General features: G+C 37.5%; 17 protein-coding genes. 12 read left to right on the top strand and 5 right to left on the bottom strand.

What is annotated here, in order from left to right; all coding sequences use genetic code 11:
- Positions 1-123: 123 nt before the first annotated feature.
- Positions 124-1611 (top strand): lmo1851 family serine protease, encoded by a 1488-nt coding sequence (locus AC2TFD_RS20390; RefSeq protein WP_484676352.1) that lies wholly within the window; start codon positions 124-126, stop codon positions 1609-1611.
- 36 nt (positions 1612-1647) lie between these two features.
- On the opposite strand, the gene AC2TFD_RS20385 is transcribed toward AC2TFD_RS20390, so the two are convergent.
- On the bottom strand, positions 1648-2358 hold the full coding sequence (locus tag AC2TFD_RS20385) for an AlbA family DNA-binding domain-containing protein (protein WP_335515410.1): 711 nt from the start codon (positions 2356-2358) through the stop codon (positions 1648-1650).
- Between the two features lie 115 nt (positions 2359-2473).
- On the opposite strand from AC2TFD_RS20385, the gene AC2TFD_RS20380 reads away from it, so the two are divergent.
- Positions 2474-3403, top strand: a complete 930-nt coding sequence (locus tag AC2TFD_RS20380) for a CobW family GTP-binding protein (RefSeq protein ID WP_335515413.1) — start codon at positions 2474-2476, stop codon at positions 3401-3403.
- Between the two features lie 75 nt (positions 3404-3478).
- Entirely contained in the window at positions 3479-4297 is an 819-nt protein-coding gene (locus tag AC2TFD_RS20375) for a hypothetical protein (RefSeq protein ID WP_335515416.1), read from the top strand.
- Between the two features lie 37 nt (positions 4298-4334).
- On the opposite strand, the gene AC2TFD_RS20370 is transcribed toward AC2TFD_RS20375, so the two are convergent.
- Positions 4335-4577 (bottom strand): DNA alkylation repair protein, encoded by a 243-nt coding sequence (locus tag AC2TFD_RS20370; RefSeq protein WP_335515418.1) that lies wholly within the window; start codon positions 4575-4577, stop codon positions 4335-4337.
- Positions 4578-4664: 87 nt separating this feature from the next.
- Here AC2TFD_RS20370 and AC2TFD_RS20365 point away from each other — a divergent pair, with 87 nt between their 5' ends.
- Positions 4665-5132, top strand: coding sequence for a FixH family protein (locus tag AC2TFD_RS20365; protein ID WP_335515421.1), 468 nt, complete (start codon positions 4665-4667; stop codon positions 5130-5132).
- Positions 5133-5165: 33 nt separating this feature from the next.
- Here AC2TFD_RS20365 and AC2TFD_RS20360 read toward each other — a convergent pair whose 3' ends face one another.
- Positions 5166-5630, bottom strand: a complete 465-nt coding sequence (locus AC2TFD_RS20360) for an Hsp20/alpha crystallin family protein (RefSeq protein WP_335515424.1) — start codon at positions 5628-5630, stop codon at positions 5166-5168.
- Between the two features lie 160 nt (positions 5631-5790).
- Here AC2TFD_RS20360 and AC2TFD_RS20355 point away from each other — a divergent pair, with 160 nt between their 5' ends.
- Positions 5791-6591, top strand: a complete 801-nt coding sequence (locus AC2TFD_RS20355; protein ID WP_335569742.1) for an SDR family oxidoreductase — start codon at positions 5791-5793, stop codon at positions 6589-6591.
- Between the two features lie 101 nt (positions 6592-6692).
- Positions 6693-6851, top strand: coding sequence for a hypothetical protein (locus tag AC2TFD_RS20350; protein WP_484673844.1), 159 nt, complete (start codon positions 6693-6695; stop codon positions 6849-6851).
- Positions 6852-6900: 49 nt separating this feature from the next.
- Here AC2TFD_RS20350 and AC2TFD_RS20345 read toward each other — a convergent pair whose 3' ends face one another.
- Both AC2TFD_RS20345 and AC2TFD_RS20340 read right to left on the bottom strand, forming a co-directional pair.
- Positions 6901-7461, bottom strand: coding sequence for a GNAT family N-acetyltransferase (locus AC2TFD_RS20345; RefSeq protein WP_335515433.1), 561 nt, complete (start codon positions 7459-7461; stop codon positions 6901-6903).
- Between the two features lie 307 nt (positions 7462-7768).
- Positions 7769-8896 (bottom strand): amidohydrolase, encoded by a 1128-nt coding sequence (locus AC2TFD_RS20340; protein WP_335515436.1) that lies wholly within the window; start codon positions 8894-8896, stop codon positions 7769-7771.
- Between the two features lie 170 nt (positions 8897-9066).
- Between AC2TFD_RS20340 and AC2TFD_RS20335 the strand changes: the two genes are divergently transcribed.
- The 6 genes from AC2TFD_RS20335 (at position 9067) to dapF (ending at position 13357) form a co-directional block, all read left to right on the top strand.
- Positions 9067-9390, top strand: coding sequence for a DUF4870 domain-containing protein (locus AC2TFD_RS20335; protein WP_484673843.1), 324 nt, complete (start codon positions 9067-9069; stop codon positions 9388-9390).
- Between the two features lie 107 nt (positions 9391-9497).
- Positions 9498-9698, top strand: coding sequence for a PLD nuclease N-terminal domain-containing protein (locus AC2TFD_RS20330; RefSeq protein ID WP_335514892.1), 201 nt, complete (start codon positions 9498-9500; stop codon positions 9696-9698).
- Positions 9698-10606, top strand: a complete 909-nt coding sequence (locus AC2TFD_RS20325) for an ABC transporter ATP-binding protein (RefSeq protein ID WP_484673842.1) — start codon at positions 9698-9700, stop codon at positions 10604-10606. The genes AC2TFD_RS20330 and AC2TFD_RS20325 overlap by 1 nt, the downstream gene beginning before the upstream one ends.
- Positions 10603-11382 carry an ABC transporter permease gene (locus AC2TFD_RS20320; RefSeq protein ID WP_335569744.1) on the top strand — a complete coding sequence of 260 codons (780 nt, stop codon included), beginning with the start codon at positions 10603-10605 and terminating at the stop codon, positions 11380-11382. The genes AC2TFD_RS20325 and AC2TFD_RS20320 overlap by 4 nt, the downstream gene beginning before the upstream one ends.
- A 133-nt stretch (positions 11383-11515) precedes the next feature.
- On the top strand, positions 11516-12301 hold the full coding sequence (locus AC2TFD_RS20315) for a hypothetical protein (RefSeq protein ID WP_484673841.1): 786 nt from the start codon (positions 11516-11518) through the stop codon (positions 12299-12301).
- 75 nt (positions 12302-12376) lie between these two features.
- Complete coding sequence (dapF, locus tag AC2TFD_RS20310; RefSeq protein ID WP_484673840.1) at positions 12377-13357, top strand: diaminopimelate epimerase; 981 nt, start codon at positions 12377-12379, stop codon at positions 13355-13357.
- Positions 13358-13440 lie beyond the last annotated feature (83 nt).

The following is a 13440-nucleotide window of genomic DNA, read 5'->3' as shown; positions in this document are numbered from 1 at the left end:
TGACTACCGGCACTCCCTTCTGATGGTTGTGCCGCTTTTATTTTATTGTTATTTTTTTATAAAAGATGTTATTCTAATCACTAGAGGCTAGTTTTACATATTATTTTTTGGAGAATGAAAGTGGTGAAAACTTTGGACGAAAAGAATGTTGAGCAAGGGCAGCATGAACAAGAACAATTAACAGAAAAAAAATCTGGTTACTTACACATTAAAAAATTTCATTTTATATTGATTTTATTTTTCCTTATCTTACTATCTACTGGTATTACAGTGTTTGCACTGTCATTTGGAGAAGAAAAGGTTATTACTGTAGGTACCGAAAGAAAAGAATTTGAAAAACTTTATTCAGCATATGACACGCTGAAAAGTGGATATTTTGAGGAACTCGACCAGAAGAAACTTATCAATGGGGCGATTGATGGTATGGTGAAAGCCCTTGACGATCCATATACGGACTATATGAGCGTGGACGAAGCAGAAAAATTCCATAGTTCAATTGATTCTTCTTTCCAAGGAATCGGTGCAGAAATTCAAGAAAAAGACGGTCATATTTTGATTGTTTCTCCTATTAAAGGCTCTCCTGCTGAGAGAGCTGGATTGAGACCAAATGATATCATTACCTCGGTAGATGGAAAAAGTCTGCAGGGAATGACTTCAACAGAAGCCGTATCGATTATCCGTGGGAAAAAGGGAACAAAGGTTGAATTGACGATCCAACGACCAGGCACAGATGCTCCTGTTAAGGTTCCAATTATCCGTGACGATATTCCAATTGAAACCGTTTATGGTGAAATGATGGAAGAGGGTATTGCAAAAGTGCAAATTACCAGTTTCTCTAGCAATACTTCGAAGGAACTTGTAGAAAAGTTAAATGAATTTAAAAATCAGGGAATGAGAGGATTAGTATTGGATCTTCGTCAAAATCCAGGTGGATTATTAGATGAAGCCATTAGCATCTCCAGCATGTTTGTTCCTAAAGGGAAATTAATCTTAAAAGTAGAGGACAGGAACGGAAAGACCGAAGAGTACCCTTCTAAAAACGACGGAAACCCTGATTTCCCTCTGGTTGTGTTAATAGACAAAGGCAGTGCTAGTGCATCGGAAATTCTAGCGGGTGCAGTAAGTGAATCTGCTGGTGTAAAGCTTGTAGGCGAAAATACCTTTGGTAAAGGAACCGTGCAAACTGCCAAGGATTTTCCTGATAAATCAAATATCAAATTTACAACGGCCAAATGGCTGACGCCAAATGGCAATTGGATTCATAAAAAAGGAATTAAGCCGGATTTTGAAGTCCCGCTTCCTGATTATGCTTCATTGCCGATCATCAATCCAGACAAAGAGTTGAAGCTGTCAGTCACATCAAACGAGGTAGAGACGGCTCAGAAAATGTTAAAAGCGATTGGGTATGATCCAGGTCGTGAGGATGGATTTTTTGATGAGAAAACTCATGAAGCAGTAGTGAGTTTTCAAATAGCCAATAATCTCCCTGCTGACGGGGTACTGAAAGGTGATTCCACCTTTAAATTAATGGAAAAACTTAGAGAGCAGATACAAACGAATGATACCCAGCTCCAAAAAGCAATTGAAGTATTAAAAGAAGAAATGAAATAAGGAAGAAGCCTGAACTCATCGGTTCAGGCTTTTATATCATTTATCTGGAAGAATATCTAATAAATGCCGTATTCTTTCTTTTTTACGTTCAATCAGCTCCGCAATAAAATGAGCATAATCCGTATTTTTTTGTGTGGCTAGTTCTTCATATAATTCTTTTAATTGGTCGAGGTGCTCTTTTAGTGTATATTCATTTACGCCAGAGCCTCCTGACTGAACCTTGCGCAGGATAATCTCTACTAGTTTATCATTCGTAGCTTCGAGTGATTTAGTTCCTTGCCGTACATAGATAGCGCCATAACGAAGCTCATTTCGCTGAATAATGGATGTATAAGGTACGTATTTGGGATCATATTCAATGATGAGTACCTGAAACCTTTTATCGCTTAAGTTTTGCTGGTCCCCGTCGAATTGAAAATCCTCGGTCCGATATTTTAAGTATTTTGGCAGTAAATTTGCCAGTTTATTGTCAATATCCGCTTTATCTAAAAAGTCATCTTCTTTTAGACCAGTTAACAAAATAGCACCCTCATCATTTTGATTCACACCGACAATAATACATCCTCCACCCGAATTAGCAATAGCTAGTATATGTTTTGCCATCTTAGAAAATTCCGTCCATTTTGTCTTAAAGTCTAAAAAATCCGTTTCACCCGTATTCGTTAGGAGAAGCTCTTTTAAAGATTCATGTGAAGGGTTTTTAACGAATTGCTTGAGACTTTTTGGATAGACATACTCATAGATCATGAGGAAATTCCTTTCTGAATATTCTTTTATTATTATTATAAGCCATTTCATACTAGTTGATAGCCCAATTTCCTATATAATAAAAGGAATATGTGATGGAAAAGGGGTAAGAAGGATGAATAATACGGAGATTTATATATTATCCGGATTTCTGGGAAGTGGAAAAACGACCCTTTTAAAAACATTGCTAGAGCATGAACGGCTATTAGGCAGAAAAACAGCGGTGATGATGAATGAGCTAGGGAAGGTCTCAATTGATTCTGAAGTTGCTCGAGATGAGGATATTGCCTTAAAGGAATTATTGGGAGGCTGTATTTGCTGTACCATTCAGGACAAGCTTGAGTCGCAGCTGCAAGGCTTATTACTCAAGGAAAAACCAGAGGTTATTTATATTGAAACCACAGGTGCAGCGCATCCGGTTGAAGTCCTTGACGCCATCCTTTCACCATTATTTGCTGATCAGTTTACTATCAAAGGGATTGTAACAACCGTGGATGGTTTAAGATGGAGGGATAGAAAGGCACTAAGCCCACAGCTCCAACAGTTACTGCTTGAGCAGGTTAGACACGCCGACTTTATTCTTATAAATAAAATGGATGAACTGTCAGAATCAGATCAGTCAAAAATTATTTTTGAAATACAAGGAATCAATCCTAAAGCGCGTTGCTTGTTAACGAATTATTCTCAGGTGTCCATCGCTGAATTAAGGAAGTTAACCTTATCATTTGCAAAACAGACTAGTTCGGAATTCACTCAACAAGCACTGAATCTAACTACATTTGTGTATCAATTCCAGGAACCAGTCAGCCATTCAGCTTTTGAGGACTTCTTAAAAGAATTACCAGAGACCATTTACAGGGTGAAGGGTTATATTAAATTCGATTCCTCGTCAAAACCCTATCTCTTCCAATATTCTTATGGAATGCCTTTTTACATGAAGGAAGAAATGAATTTACCCTTAAATTTAGTATTTATTGGCGAAAATATGAATTGGACAGAGATAGAAGAAAAGCTTAAAAGTCTAGAGCTGGAATTCAAAAATTAAAAAGAAAATGAATGAACATTTCTTCTTCAGGTAACTCTTTAAATGTAGTTATTTTACATGTTAAAGGGGGATTAGATGAAGAAGAAAGCAGTTTTATTCATGGTTATTCTATTCCTCCTAATAGGACAGAGGATTCAAGCTGCAGCCAATATTAGCTACAAAATTGTAATGATGCCATGGGAAGAAGTAAATACTGTTTTGCCCAAGTATTCAAAGTTTACGGTACTTGATATTGAAACTGGGAAAAGGTTCAAAGTCCAAAGGCGTGCGGGCAGTCATCATGCTGATGTACAGCCACTGACGACAAAAGATACCAAAATTATGAAAAAAATCTACGGTGATAAGTGGAGCTGGAAACGAAGAGCCATTGTCGTAATTAATAAAGACCAATGGATTGCCGCCTCGATGCACGGTATGCCGCATGGAGGAGGGGCATTAAAGAATAATTTTCCTGGACATTTTTGTATCCATTTTTACGGAAGCACTACCCATCGAACAAATTCTATGGACCTTTCCCATATGCTCATGATTTATAAGGCTTCAGGAAGGCTGGAAGAATATCTGAGCAAAACATCTCCCTATGAAACAGTAGAAGCCTATATTGCTGGTTTAAAGCAGCAGGATGCCTATATTTCATCAAACATATCCTTACAAAAGAAAAACTGGAAACCAATCTTAGGGAAAATTGAAAATGTAAGAATTACCCGGATGCCGATTTTACCAGCTGAAGATTTAACCGAGGAAATAAGTATAGAGGTGCCCATTGAGATTGATTGGTTTATTAAAAATAGAGGGCGACAAAGTTATAGGGGGAAAATCCATTTAGTCCGTTTTTCTACTATGGATGCGTGGAAGGTTGACTCTGACTTGTTTTTAAAAGAAAATGACCTTTAAAAAGGAAAAAACACCTTAACGAAAAGGTGTTTTTCTTCTATGCCTGTTCTCCAAATTTAATAAAGGTTCTTTCATCTTCAATCAAACCGCAAACACCACATTGAATACGATAATCTGGTCCATTATATGGCATATGAAACGGTTCTAAGTCAGTTTCGCCATATTCTTTAACCACTTCACCTGATTGTGGATCAAGTTTTACTGATTGGGAAACTTGTTGAATGACATTAAAACGGCTTCGATTTGTTTTGCAATTTGGGCATTTATATGGGGTTGTCATAGGTTACTCCTTTCAAGGTAGTGTTAAAATCTATTTTTTGCAATAATGTTGGAAAGTATGTAACAATGCAAGTGAGGAGGGTCGAACATGAAAAAGTTCATATTCGTAAGTTTATCTATTTTATTATTATTGGTGCTCAGTGCCTGCAATAATAATAGCAAGAACAATGACAACAAGGGGGACGAATTACCTGAGTTTGTGGAGGTAGAATTGAGGATAAGCCCTGAGACGGGACAAGTCAATGAACCCATTAGTATTGAAGCGAAGGTAACACAAGGGGAAGAAAATGTAGAAGATGCAGATAAGGTAACCTTTGAAATTTGGCGTTCCAAGGACGAAAAACATGAAAAAATCGATGTTAGCCACGTCGAAAACGGAATCTATCGTTTAGAGAAGTCATTTCAGCAAGAGGGTACTTACTATATTATCGCTCATGTAACTGCAAGAGACATGCACAACATGCCTAAAAAAGAATTCATCGTGGGTACCGCAAGTGAACCAGAGGATCCAAAGGACGCGAAGGATTCAATGGAAATGGACATGGAAGGGCATTAAACAAAATGGACAGCCAGGTGAGTCGGCTGTCTTTTATTGTTCTGTCACATCGATTTGAGAATATTGGACGTCATATGATTTTATTAATTTGATTTCAAGGACGCCATCTTTATATTTGGCAGATGACCCCTTCTTTTTGACTATAGCTGGCAGGGTGATAGAATGCTTATTATCTTGCTCCGGAATATGTTCGATCAACAACTGATTCGCTGTATGATAAATCCGAAGTTCCTTAAGCATTGCCTCATCTTTAATTGGTATTCTAACAAATACCGTATCATGTGTTTCAAAGGCAGTTGCATTCAATGAATTTGCCTGCTGAGTAGGTTGGGAGCGAGAATTCATTAAGTCTTGAGGAATTATGCTGCCTAGTCCTGATTGCGATGACATTACATTTCCCATTATGTCTTTAATATATTTGTCAATTTCTTCAGGATTTATATGTTGCAGCTTATTCTTCATATCTTTATTAAAAGGGAATAAATTCCACGGGAACATAACTTCTCCACCTTTCAGCAAACTCTCTGGGCATTTATACCACATTCTATGCAAAAATGGTTCGAAACGTTATAAATAACCAAAAAACTAATACAATTACATATATAGCCAAGCATTTCTAACATATAGTAAAGAAAACCTTATAGAGAGGTAATGACCCTTGAAGAAAAAAACGGCTTTCATTACTGGAGGAGCAACTGGATTAGGGAGAAAAACTGCTTATCAGCTTGCAGAAAAAGGTTTTCAGCTGGCGATTAACTATCGAAATAGCAGCACCGAGGCGATTCTTTTATCGAAAGAGCTTGAAGAAAAATTTGGAAATAAAATAATTTGTATACAAGGAGATGTGGCAAATGCGATTGATTGTTCACACATTGTGGAAAAAGTAATTTCTGAATTTACCTCCATTGATGTGGTGATTCATAATGCAGGACCCTATGTACATGAAAGAAAAAAATTAACCGACTATACGCTAGAGGAATGGAATTATTTAATCAATGGGAATCTGAATGCAGTCTTTTATTTATCGAAAGCAATTATTCCTCTAATGCGAAAAAAACAATGGGGCAGGATTATAACAATGGGTTTTGAACGAGTGGAAACCGCACCTGGCTGGATTTATCGTTCTGCCTTTGCTGCAGCGAAAACAGGGCTGGCCTCATTGACGAGAACCATTGCAATGGAAGAAGCTGTAAATGGAATTACCGCAAATATGGTTTGTCCTGGAGATATCATATCTCACTGGAAAGAGAAAGGAATTGAGGAAGCCATCCTTAATGACAATGTGCCAGTTGGCAGACAGGGTACAGGAGAGGATATTTCCAGGGTCATTTCGTTTTTAATTGATGGAAAATCGGACTTTATTACCGGCAGTATCATTCCTGTTACTGGGGGTGCGGATGTTCTTGGTAAGGCACTCCTTCAAGAAAGGCTGTCTCAGCGAGCGGAGGATAGAAGATAAACGTACCTTTTATAATTTTTCGAACTATTTGATTTCGAAGAATGAATTATGTTCCTTTTGTGGATAATAGTTGTAACACATCTATGAAAGGAGCAAAGAAGATGAGTTTTAATATGAACCGAATTAATCCAAACCAAACTCAAGTATTTTTTCATGATGGTCGTTTTGAAACATTAACAAATGAGGAACTAGATGAATTTTTGCTCCATATGGGTATAAATGAGGTTAATTCAGCAATGGAACAAGATATAACGGATTAATACTATTTTCTTTAAAACAAAAAAGCAAGCGGCTTTAAGCCGCTTGCTTTTATGCTTCTAAAAGATGAGAAGGTTCTTCTTGCGGAGCACCGTTTCTCAAGAGATAGAAGGAGTATTGGTCTTTAGGTATTTCATATAAATCATACACTTCGCCATTTGCATTCAACTGCTCGTAAAGTGATTTTCTAGTTTCATTAGCCTTCACAACATAAGGAAGTTTTTCCGCAGCTTTTATGGAACGAATATTTACTTTACGAATCCTCATAAAGATTGTTTCGATTCCCATATTGTAGAATACTTCTTGAAAAAATGCATCTTTAGCAGGGCTGTTGTAGCCTTTTCCATGATATGGCTTTCCTAGCCATGTACCTAAAAATCCCGCATTATCTTCAATATCAAAAAGGTTAATTGTTCCGATTGGGGCACCCCATTCATCGAGAATCGTCCGTGAAATACATTCACCACGCTCTTCGGCTTCAATCGTTTGTTTCGTCATAAATATGAATTCTTCATAGGAAGTACATTTTTGACGCACAAAAGGGAAGACATCTGGGTGCGACATTAATTCAAATAATACTTGGCTGTCATGAAGATCTCGTTTCTTAAGCATTGAATTTCCCTCCATTGGGCAATCCGATCCCATGTTTAAAGAAGCGGCCCACCCTCGAAATTTTTTATTCAGATAAACTAAAAAATTTCGGGGTGGGAATCGAACCCACTAGAACCAGGTATAACTGGTGGCGCACCATTTGCCTTCCCTATATCATTTTGTCTGTTGCGAATGAATGTGATTTACCCCCCAGATTTTTAGGCCAATTTCGGTTTCACTTAGAGTATCATACAAGAAAATATCCAAAAAATAAATAGGTTTTTTACCGTTTTTTTTTGATTATTTATTTCCAAATTTCAACAAATTTCTACTCTTCTGAGAAAACGATTTCTCCGCCAATCATTGTCCATTTTGGTTTTGCTAAATAATGAAAAGGATGGTGGCTCCATAGCACTAAATCAGCCTCTTTCCCTGGTTCAATGCTTCCGATTTTGTGTTCTAGTTTAAGGTTCCTAGCAGGTAGAATAGTGATTCCTTCTAGTGCTTTTTTCTCCGATAAACCTTCGCGGACAGCTATACCCGCACATATATTCAAATATTGAATAGGGGTATATGGATGATCGGTTGTAATCGAAACTTCGACACCGTGATTTGTGAGCTCTTGATACGTTTTCCACGTTTTATTTTTTAATTCAATTTTTGACCTTCTAGTTAAAGTCGGGCCAACGGATACCTTTAAATTCTTACCAGCTAATTCGCTGGCAATTAAATGTCCTTCTGTACAGTGTTCAATTCTTAAATCAAGATTAAATTCTTCTGCAAGCCGTAAGGCAGTAATAATATCGTCAGCTCGGTGAGCGTGAATTCTGACTGGAATTTCTCTTCTTAAAGCCATTACAAGTGGAGCAACCCTAAGATCCTCAGGAGTATCTGTATGAAAGGCTTTATAAAATGCTTCCCTCAGCATTCCCATAATCCCCATTCTTGTAATCGAGTCATTATTGCCCTGACTGTGAATTCTTTTCGGATTTTCCCCTAACGCAACCTTCAAGCCGGCAATTTCCTGGATAATCATTTTTTTTACATTTTTACCCGTTGTTTTAATAACGGAAGTGGTTCCGCCAATTACATTCGCACTTCCAGGCATTACATGTGCGGTTGTAATTCCGCTTTTAATCGCATCAGAAAAAGCAGGGTCTAGTGGATAAACACCATCAATGGCTCTGATATGCGGTGTCATGGCTTCGGCTGTCTCATTGGCATCATTCCCAGCCCATCCAGTCCCTTCGTCATAAAGTCCTAGGTGTGTATGGACATCTATAAATCCCGGTAAAAGATATTGATTGTTACAGTCGATAATTTTGACAGTTGTGTCGACCTCAAGATTTTTTCCTATATTTATTATTTTCCCATTTTCAATTATGACCTCACCGTTTTGAATAGGTCCTGATGTGATGGGATAAACAATGGCGTTTTTTAAAAGTATTTTCATGATAATTAAACCTTTCTGCACACTTAAAATAGTATTTTTACTATTTTATCAATTGAATAGTTGATGTGACAGTGGAAAATAAATGTTTTATAAAAAATGATGAAACCTTTTAACCTTGTCGGCGTAAGTATTAGGGGGAGACAGAAAAAATTTTTCCTATGGGGGAATAGTAAATGATAAAAAGTGAAGAAAGAATGCTTGCGGCCATTCTCTATGTGGTTAGTCTTTTTTTTCCAATCATTGGACCACTTGTTATTTGGTTATTAAAGAAGGATGAGTCATCATTTATCAATTATCATGGAAAAGAATATTTTAACTTTTTCATTTCTTACACAGTATATTCTGTAATAAGCGGTATCTTAGTCTTCCTTATTGTAGGTATTTTCCTATTATGGATTTTGGGTATTATGGCCTTAGTATTTACAATCATCGCAGCAGTTAAGGCATATGAAGGAAATGAATATCGATTTCCATTAGTTTTTAGAGTCATTAAATAAATAGTTCGGCCATTTGACCCAGCAAAAAAGTTTTTGCTGGGTTTTTGAACGTTTTTATCGTTCAAACGTCATATCATTGTATAAAGTGAAAACAAGGGGGAATTAGAATGGAATTCTTAGAAGGAATTAACTGGGGATTGATAGCGCCTTTATTAATTATCCAACTTATCTTACTGATTGTATCACTCGTAGATTTATCCCGAATTGAAAAGACCAATGGTCCGAAGCTGCTTTGGGTATTTATCATTATTTTTGTAAATATTGTTGGACCCATCCTTTATTTTGTAATCGGAAGGAGAAATAATTAATGTCTCTCATCCAAATTCAAGGATTAAAAAAGAGTTTTCAAGGTACAGAAGTGATAAAGGGGTTAGACTTTAAACTGGAAAAGGGCAAATGTATTGCCCTTTTAGGGCCAAATGGTGCGGGAAAGACGACAACACTGCGCATGCTTTCAGGTTTAATGAAACCCACTAAAGGATCGATCGTGTTTAAGGAGGCTAAAAAAGACGGAGATATTCGCCATTTAATTGGCTATCTTCCGCAATTTCCTGTTTTTTATGACTGGATGTCTGGTTATGAATTTCTCCAATATGTTGGACATCTTGCTGGTTTATCTAGAAAGGAGGCAAAGGAACGATCTTTAGAGCTACTGGAGCTTGTGGGTATTAGCGATGCTAAAAATCGCAGAGTTGGTAAATACTCAGGAGGTATGAAACAAAGACTCGGAATTGCACAGGCAATTATTCACCGTCCGCAGCTCGTTATGCTTGATGAACCGGTCTCTGCATTAGACCCATTTGGCAGAAGGGAGGTACTCGAACTTCTAGAGGGACTGAAAAAGGAGACCACCATTCTTTTTTCCACTCATATTCTCAATGATGCAGAAGAAGTGTGTGATGAAATATTATTTTTACATAATGGCCAAATAGTTGAATCCGGAACCATGGCAGACTTGCGTGAACGGCACCAACAAGCAAAGATAGACTTGGTTTTTCGTAAGAAATCAGAGGAGATGGAGAACGTACTTAAAAATCATTACTTAACACAATCTGTATTAGCAGACGGAAATAAAATTAGTGTGTTTGTTAAGGATGTTGAGGGTGCAAGAAGAGAATTTTTGAAGTTAGTTTCCGATAAGGATTGGAACCTCGATAAGTTTGAAATTAGCAGTATGACCCTAGAAGATGTATTTATGAAGGTGGTGGGGAAATGAGGCAATGGTCAACGCTTTTTCAAAAAGAGATGCTTGAAATGTGGAGGAATTTTAAATGGATTTGGGTTCCTATCACCTTCATTCTATTGGGGGTATCAGAGCCATTAACAAATTATTATATGGAGCCCCTTCTTAATGCCTTAGGCGGACTTCCGGAAGGAGCAGTCTTTGATATTCCGACCCCAAGCGCCGGTGCAGTGTTAGCCTCAGGGTTAAGCCAATACTCGACAATTGGCGTTCTAATTATTGTCCTAAGCACTATGGGAGTCATCGCTGGAGAAAGGAAAAGTGGAGTTGCCGCGATGATTCTAGTGAAACCTGTCTCCTATCTTTCTTATATAACAGCAAAATGGGCAGGGGGTATTTTATTAGTATGGATATCATTATTTATCGGTTATCTAGCAACTTGGTATTATACTGGTCAATTATTCGATTGGATCCCTTTCGGTGAGTTTTTCCAATCCTATCTTTTGTACGCTATATGGCTGTCCGTTGTGTTAACGGTTACGGTTTTCTTTAGCGCGTCGCTTATGGCACCAGGGATGGCGGGCTTTATATCGCTGGCACTTGCCCTCGTGGTCAGTATCATTAGCGGTGCACTTGTTCATTTGTTGGAATGGAGTCCATCGCAGTTAACTGGTTACGCCAGCGCTTTATTGACAGCGGGAGAACTTCCAGATGATACACTTCCAGCAAGTTTAGTGGGAATTTTGATAATAGCTATTCTCTTATGGTTAAGTGTCTTAATTTTTAAGAAAAAAGAGCTCGCCTCTTGATGTGCTTTTGAATATAGAAAAGTGAAGAAGTCATGAGAATGGCTTCTTTTTTTTACTAGAAAAAACTCCTATCATTTTTTTAGACCTCGTTTAATAGAATTAAAACAAGAGGAGCAGATAAGGAGTTTTCAAAATGAAAATAAATGAATTTTACCGTGGTACAGCCAATATTAATCTGAATGGAAGCATTGTCGCACTCGTTCCCGCCATGCTATTAGCTGTAGGGAATTTATATTATTTTCAGAACAAACAAATCATGTTCTTGACGATACCTTTTGTTGTTTACAGCTTTATTAGTTTTCAACTCTATCTTTTTAGAATGAAACAATCTATTTCAATCGGGTACAATATGTCGAAAACTCATTGTTATCATCAAAATATATTTGATGCTAGACACCTCCTAGTTGTTTTCATGAACCACCAAGATCCGAGCCTACACCTCTTCTTTCCGGATGGACACCAAGCAGGAATGATAAAGAAATATCGAAGTAAGGGATTTCATTTATTAAAAAGACCTAGAGTTTATGCATTCTATGATAGCCATGGTCAAGCTTTTGGATATTATAATATAAAACAGCAAAAATCCTTAAAGATTGAGGTCTATGATCGAACTAAAAGATATGTTGGTTATTATGAAATTGATAAGGCAGCATGGTTGAAAAAAAAGAAAGAAATCATTGACGAGACCGGTCATTACCTTGGTTCAGTTGAAGGTTCAACTATCTTTATGGATGAACGTGTCATGAATCAGTCACAGGAGCAGGTCGCACGTCTGAGAAGGGGATGGATGCCCATAGAATGGAGCGGGAGATTTCCGGAGCCAAATACACCAGTCCTTTCGCTTTCCAAAAGCTTATCGGAAAAGGACAAGCTTTTGAGGATGTCTTTTTTGATCAATGAATATTTTATCGAGAGGTAACCAAAGTGTCATTCTCATTTATTATTTGATAGAATAAATAAAATATATTTTTATTTATTCCGGGGGTATTCGTAGATGCGAATTGATTTAATAAAAGGTCATGGTTCAGGAAATGATTTTCTCTTAATAGATGAAATAACCAATGCTTATTCTTTTTCAGAAAGTGAAAGGGCAGAGCTTGCTCGACTGTTATGTGATCGAAATTCAGACTTAGGTGCAGATGGTATTCTATTCATTATGGAAAGTGATCAAGCTGTTGGGAGAATGAGGATATTTAATGCAGATGGTTCTGAGGCGTCAATGTGCGGCAACGGTCTTCGCCTAGTGGCAAGATATGTTTGTGAAATGCGAGGAATCCAGGAAGCTATTATCGAAACCATGAAGGCTGATTTAAAGGTAAGCAAACAAGACGATATTTTTCCTACCGTGACAACTTATCAAGTGGAAATTTCACCTGTATCGTTTCATTTGGAAGACTTGCCATTGAATCTAAATCAACCGAACTTATTAAATGAAAAAATTCCAGAGCTTTCACAGGAATTAAAATTCTCTGCTCTAGCGGTACCGAATCCACATTTAATTTCAATTGTGGAAGCAGAACATTTGAAGTCTGATATTCAAAAACAGATTAGTGAAAAAGTAAATAATCAGAATGACTTACTGCCGGACGGTGTAAACGTCAGCTTTGTGAAAGCTTTGAATCCTGGCAGCATTTATGTCAATACATTTGAACGCGGTGTAGGCTTCACAAATGCTTGTGGAACGGCGATGTCGGCATCTTCCTTAGTAACATGTCTCCAAGGATTAAATGACGTGGATGACATCATCAATGTTTATAATAACGGAGGTAAGGTTCAATGTGTGGTTCATGAAAGCGAAGAAAATTACTCCATCGACTTGATTGGAAACGCTACTTACTTGTACCAAGCACAGGTTGACGTTGACCTTAAGAGTGGACATTTCACAGTGAGTTTAAAAGAAGACATGTCTGAACAAGAGACCTACGAAAAATTACAGGCAGAGGCCCAAGCTTTTCTAAGGAAAGCCGGATTGTAAATGTTTACGGTCACTCTACAATTGTATAGTGACCGTAATTGGCACGGAAAAAGGATACCATCACTATAGAAAAAGTTTTCGAA

Source organism: Neobacillus sp. plas4, from assembly GCF_057221695.1.
Note: the sequence above shows the minus strand (reverse complement) of the source record. Positions and strands in the feature narration are given on the sequence as shown.

What these genes read in the sequence shown, in the direction of transcription:
- AC2TFD_RS20385 (WP_335515410.1), bottom strand. Translation starts at nt 2,358, where the DNA reads ATGATCTATGAGTATGTCTATCCAAAAAGTCTCAAGCAATTCGTTAAA.
- AC2TFD_RS20380 (WP_335515413.1), top strand. Translation starts at nt 2,474, where the DNA reads ATGAATAATACGGAGATTTATATATTATCCGGATTTCTGGGAAGTGGA.
- AC2TFD_RS20375 (WP_335515416.1), top strand. Translation starts at nt 3,479, where the DNA reads ATGAAGAAGAAAGCAGTTTTATTCATGGTTATTCTATTCCTCCTAATA.
- AC2TFD_RS20370 (WP_335515418.1), bottom strand. Translation starts at nt 4,577, where the DNA reads ATGACAACCCCATATAAATGCCCAAATTGCAAAACAAATCGAAGCCGT.
- AC2TFD_RS20365 (WP_335515421.1), top strand. Translation starts at nt 4,665, where the DNA reads ATGAAAAAGTTCATATTCGTAAGTTTATCTATTTTATTATTATTGGTG.
- AC2TFD_RS20360 (WP_335515424.1), bottom strand. Translation starts at nt 5,630, where the DNA reads ATGTTCCCGTGGAATTTATTCCCTTTTAATAAAGATATGAAGAATAAG.
- AC2TFD_RS20350 (WP_484673844.1), top strand. Translation starts at nt 6,693, where the DNA reads ATGAGTTTTAATATGAACCGAATTAATCCAAACCAAACTCAAGTATTT.
- AC2TFD_RS20345 (WP_335515433.1), bottom strand. Translation starts at nt 7,461, where the DNA reads ATGCTTAAGAAACGAGATCTTCATGACAGCCAAGTATTATTTGAATTA.
- AC2TFD_RS20335 (WP_484673843.1), top strand. Translation starts at nt 9,067, where the DNA reads ATGATAAAAAGTGAAGAAAGAATGCTTGCGGCCATTCTCTATGTGGTT.
- AC2TFD_RS20330 (WP_335514892.1), top strand. Translation starts at nt 9,498, where the DNA reads ATGGAATTCTTAGAAGGAATTAACTGGGGATTGATAGCGCCTTTATTA.
- AC2TFD_RS20325 (WP_484673842.1), top strand. Translation starts at nt 9,698, where the DNA reads ATGTCTCTCATCCAAATTCAAGGATTAAAAAAGAGTTTTCAAGGTACA.
- AC2TFD_RS20320 (WP_335569744.1), top strand. Translation starts at nt 10,603, where the DNA reads ATGAGGCAATGGTCAACGCTTTTTCAAAAAGAGATGCTTGAAATGTGG.
- AC2TFD_RS20315 (WP_484673841.1), top strand. Translation starts at nt 11,516, where the DNA reads ATGAAAATAAATGAATTTTACCGTGGTACAGCCAATATTAATCTGAAT.
- dapF (WP_484673840.1), top strand. Translation starts at nt 12,377, where the DNA reads ATGCGAATTGATTTAATAAAAGGTCATGGTTCAGGAAATGATTTTCTC.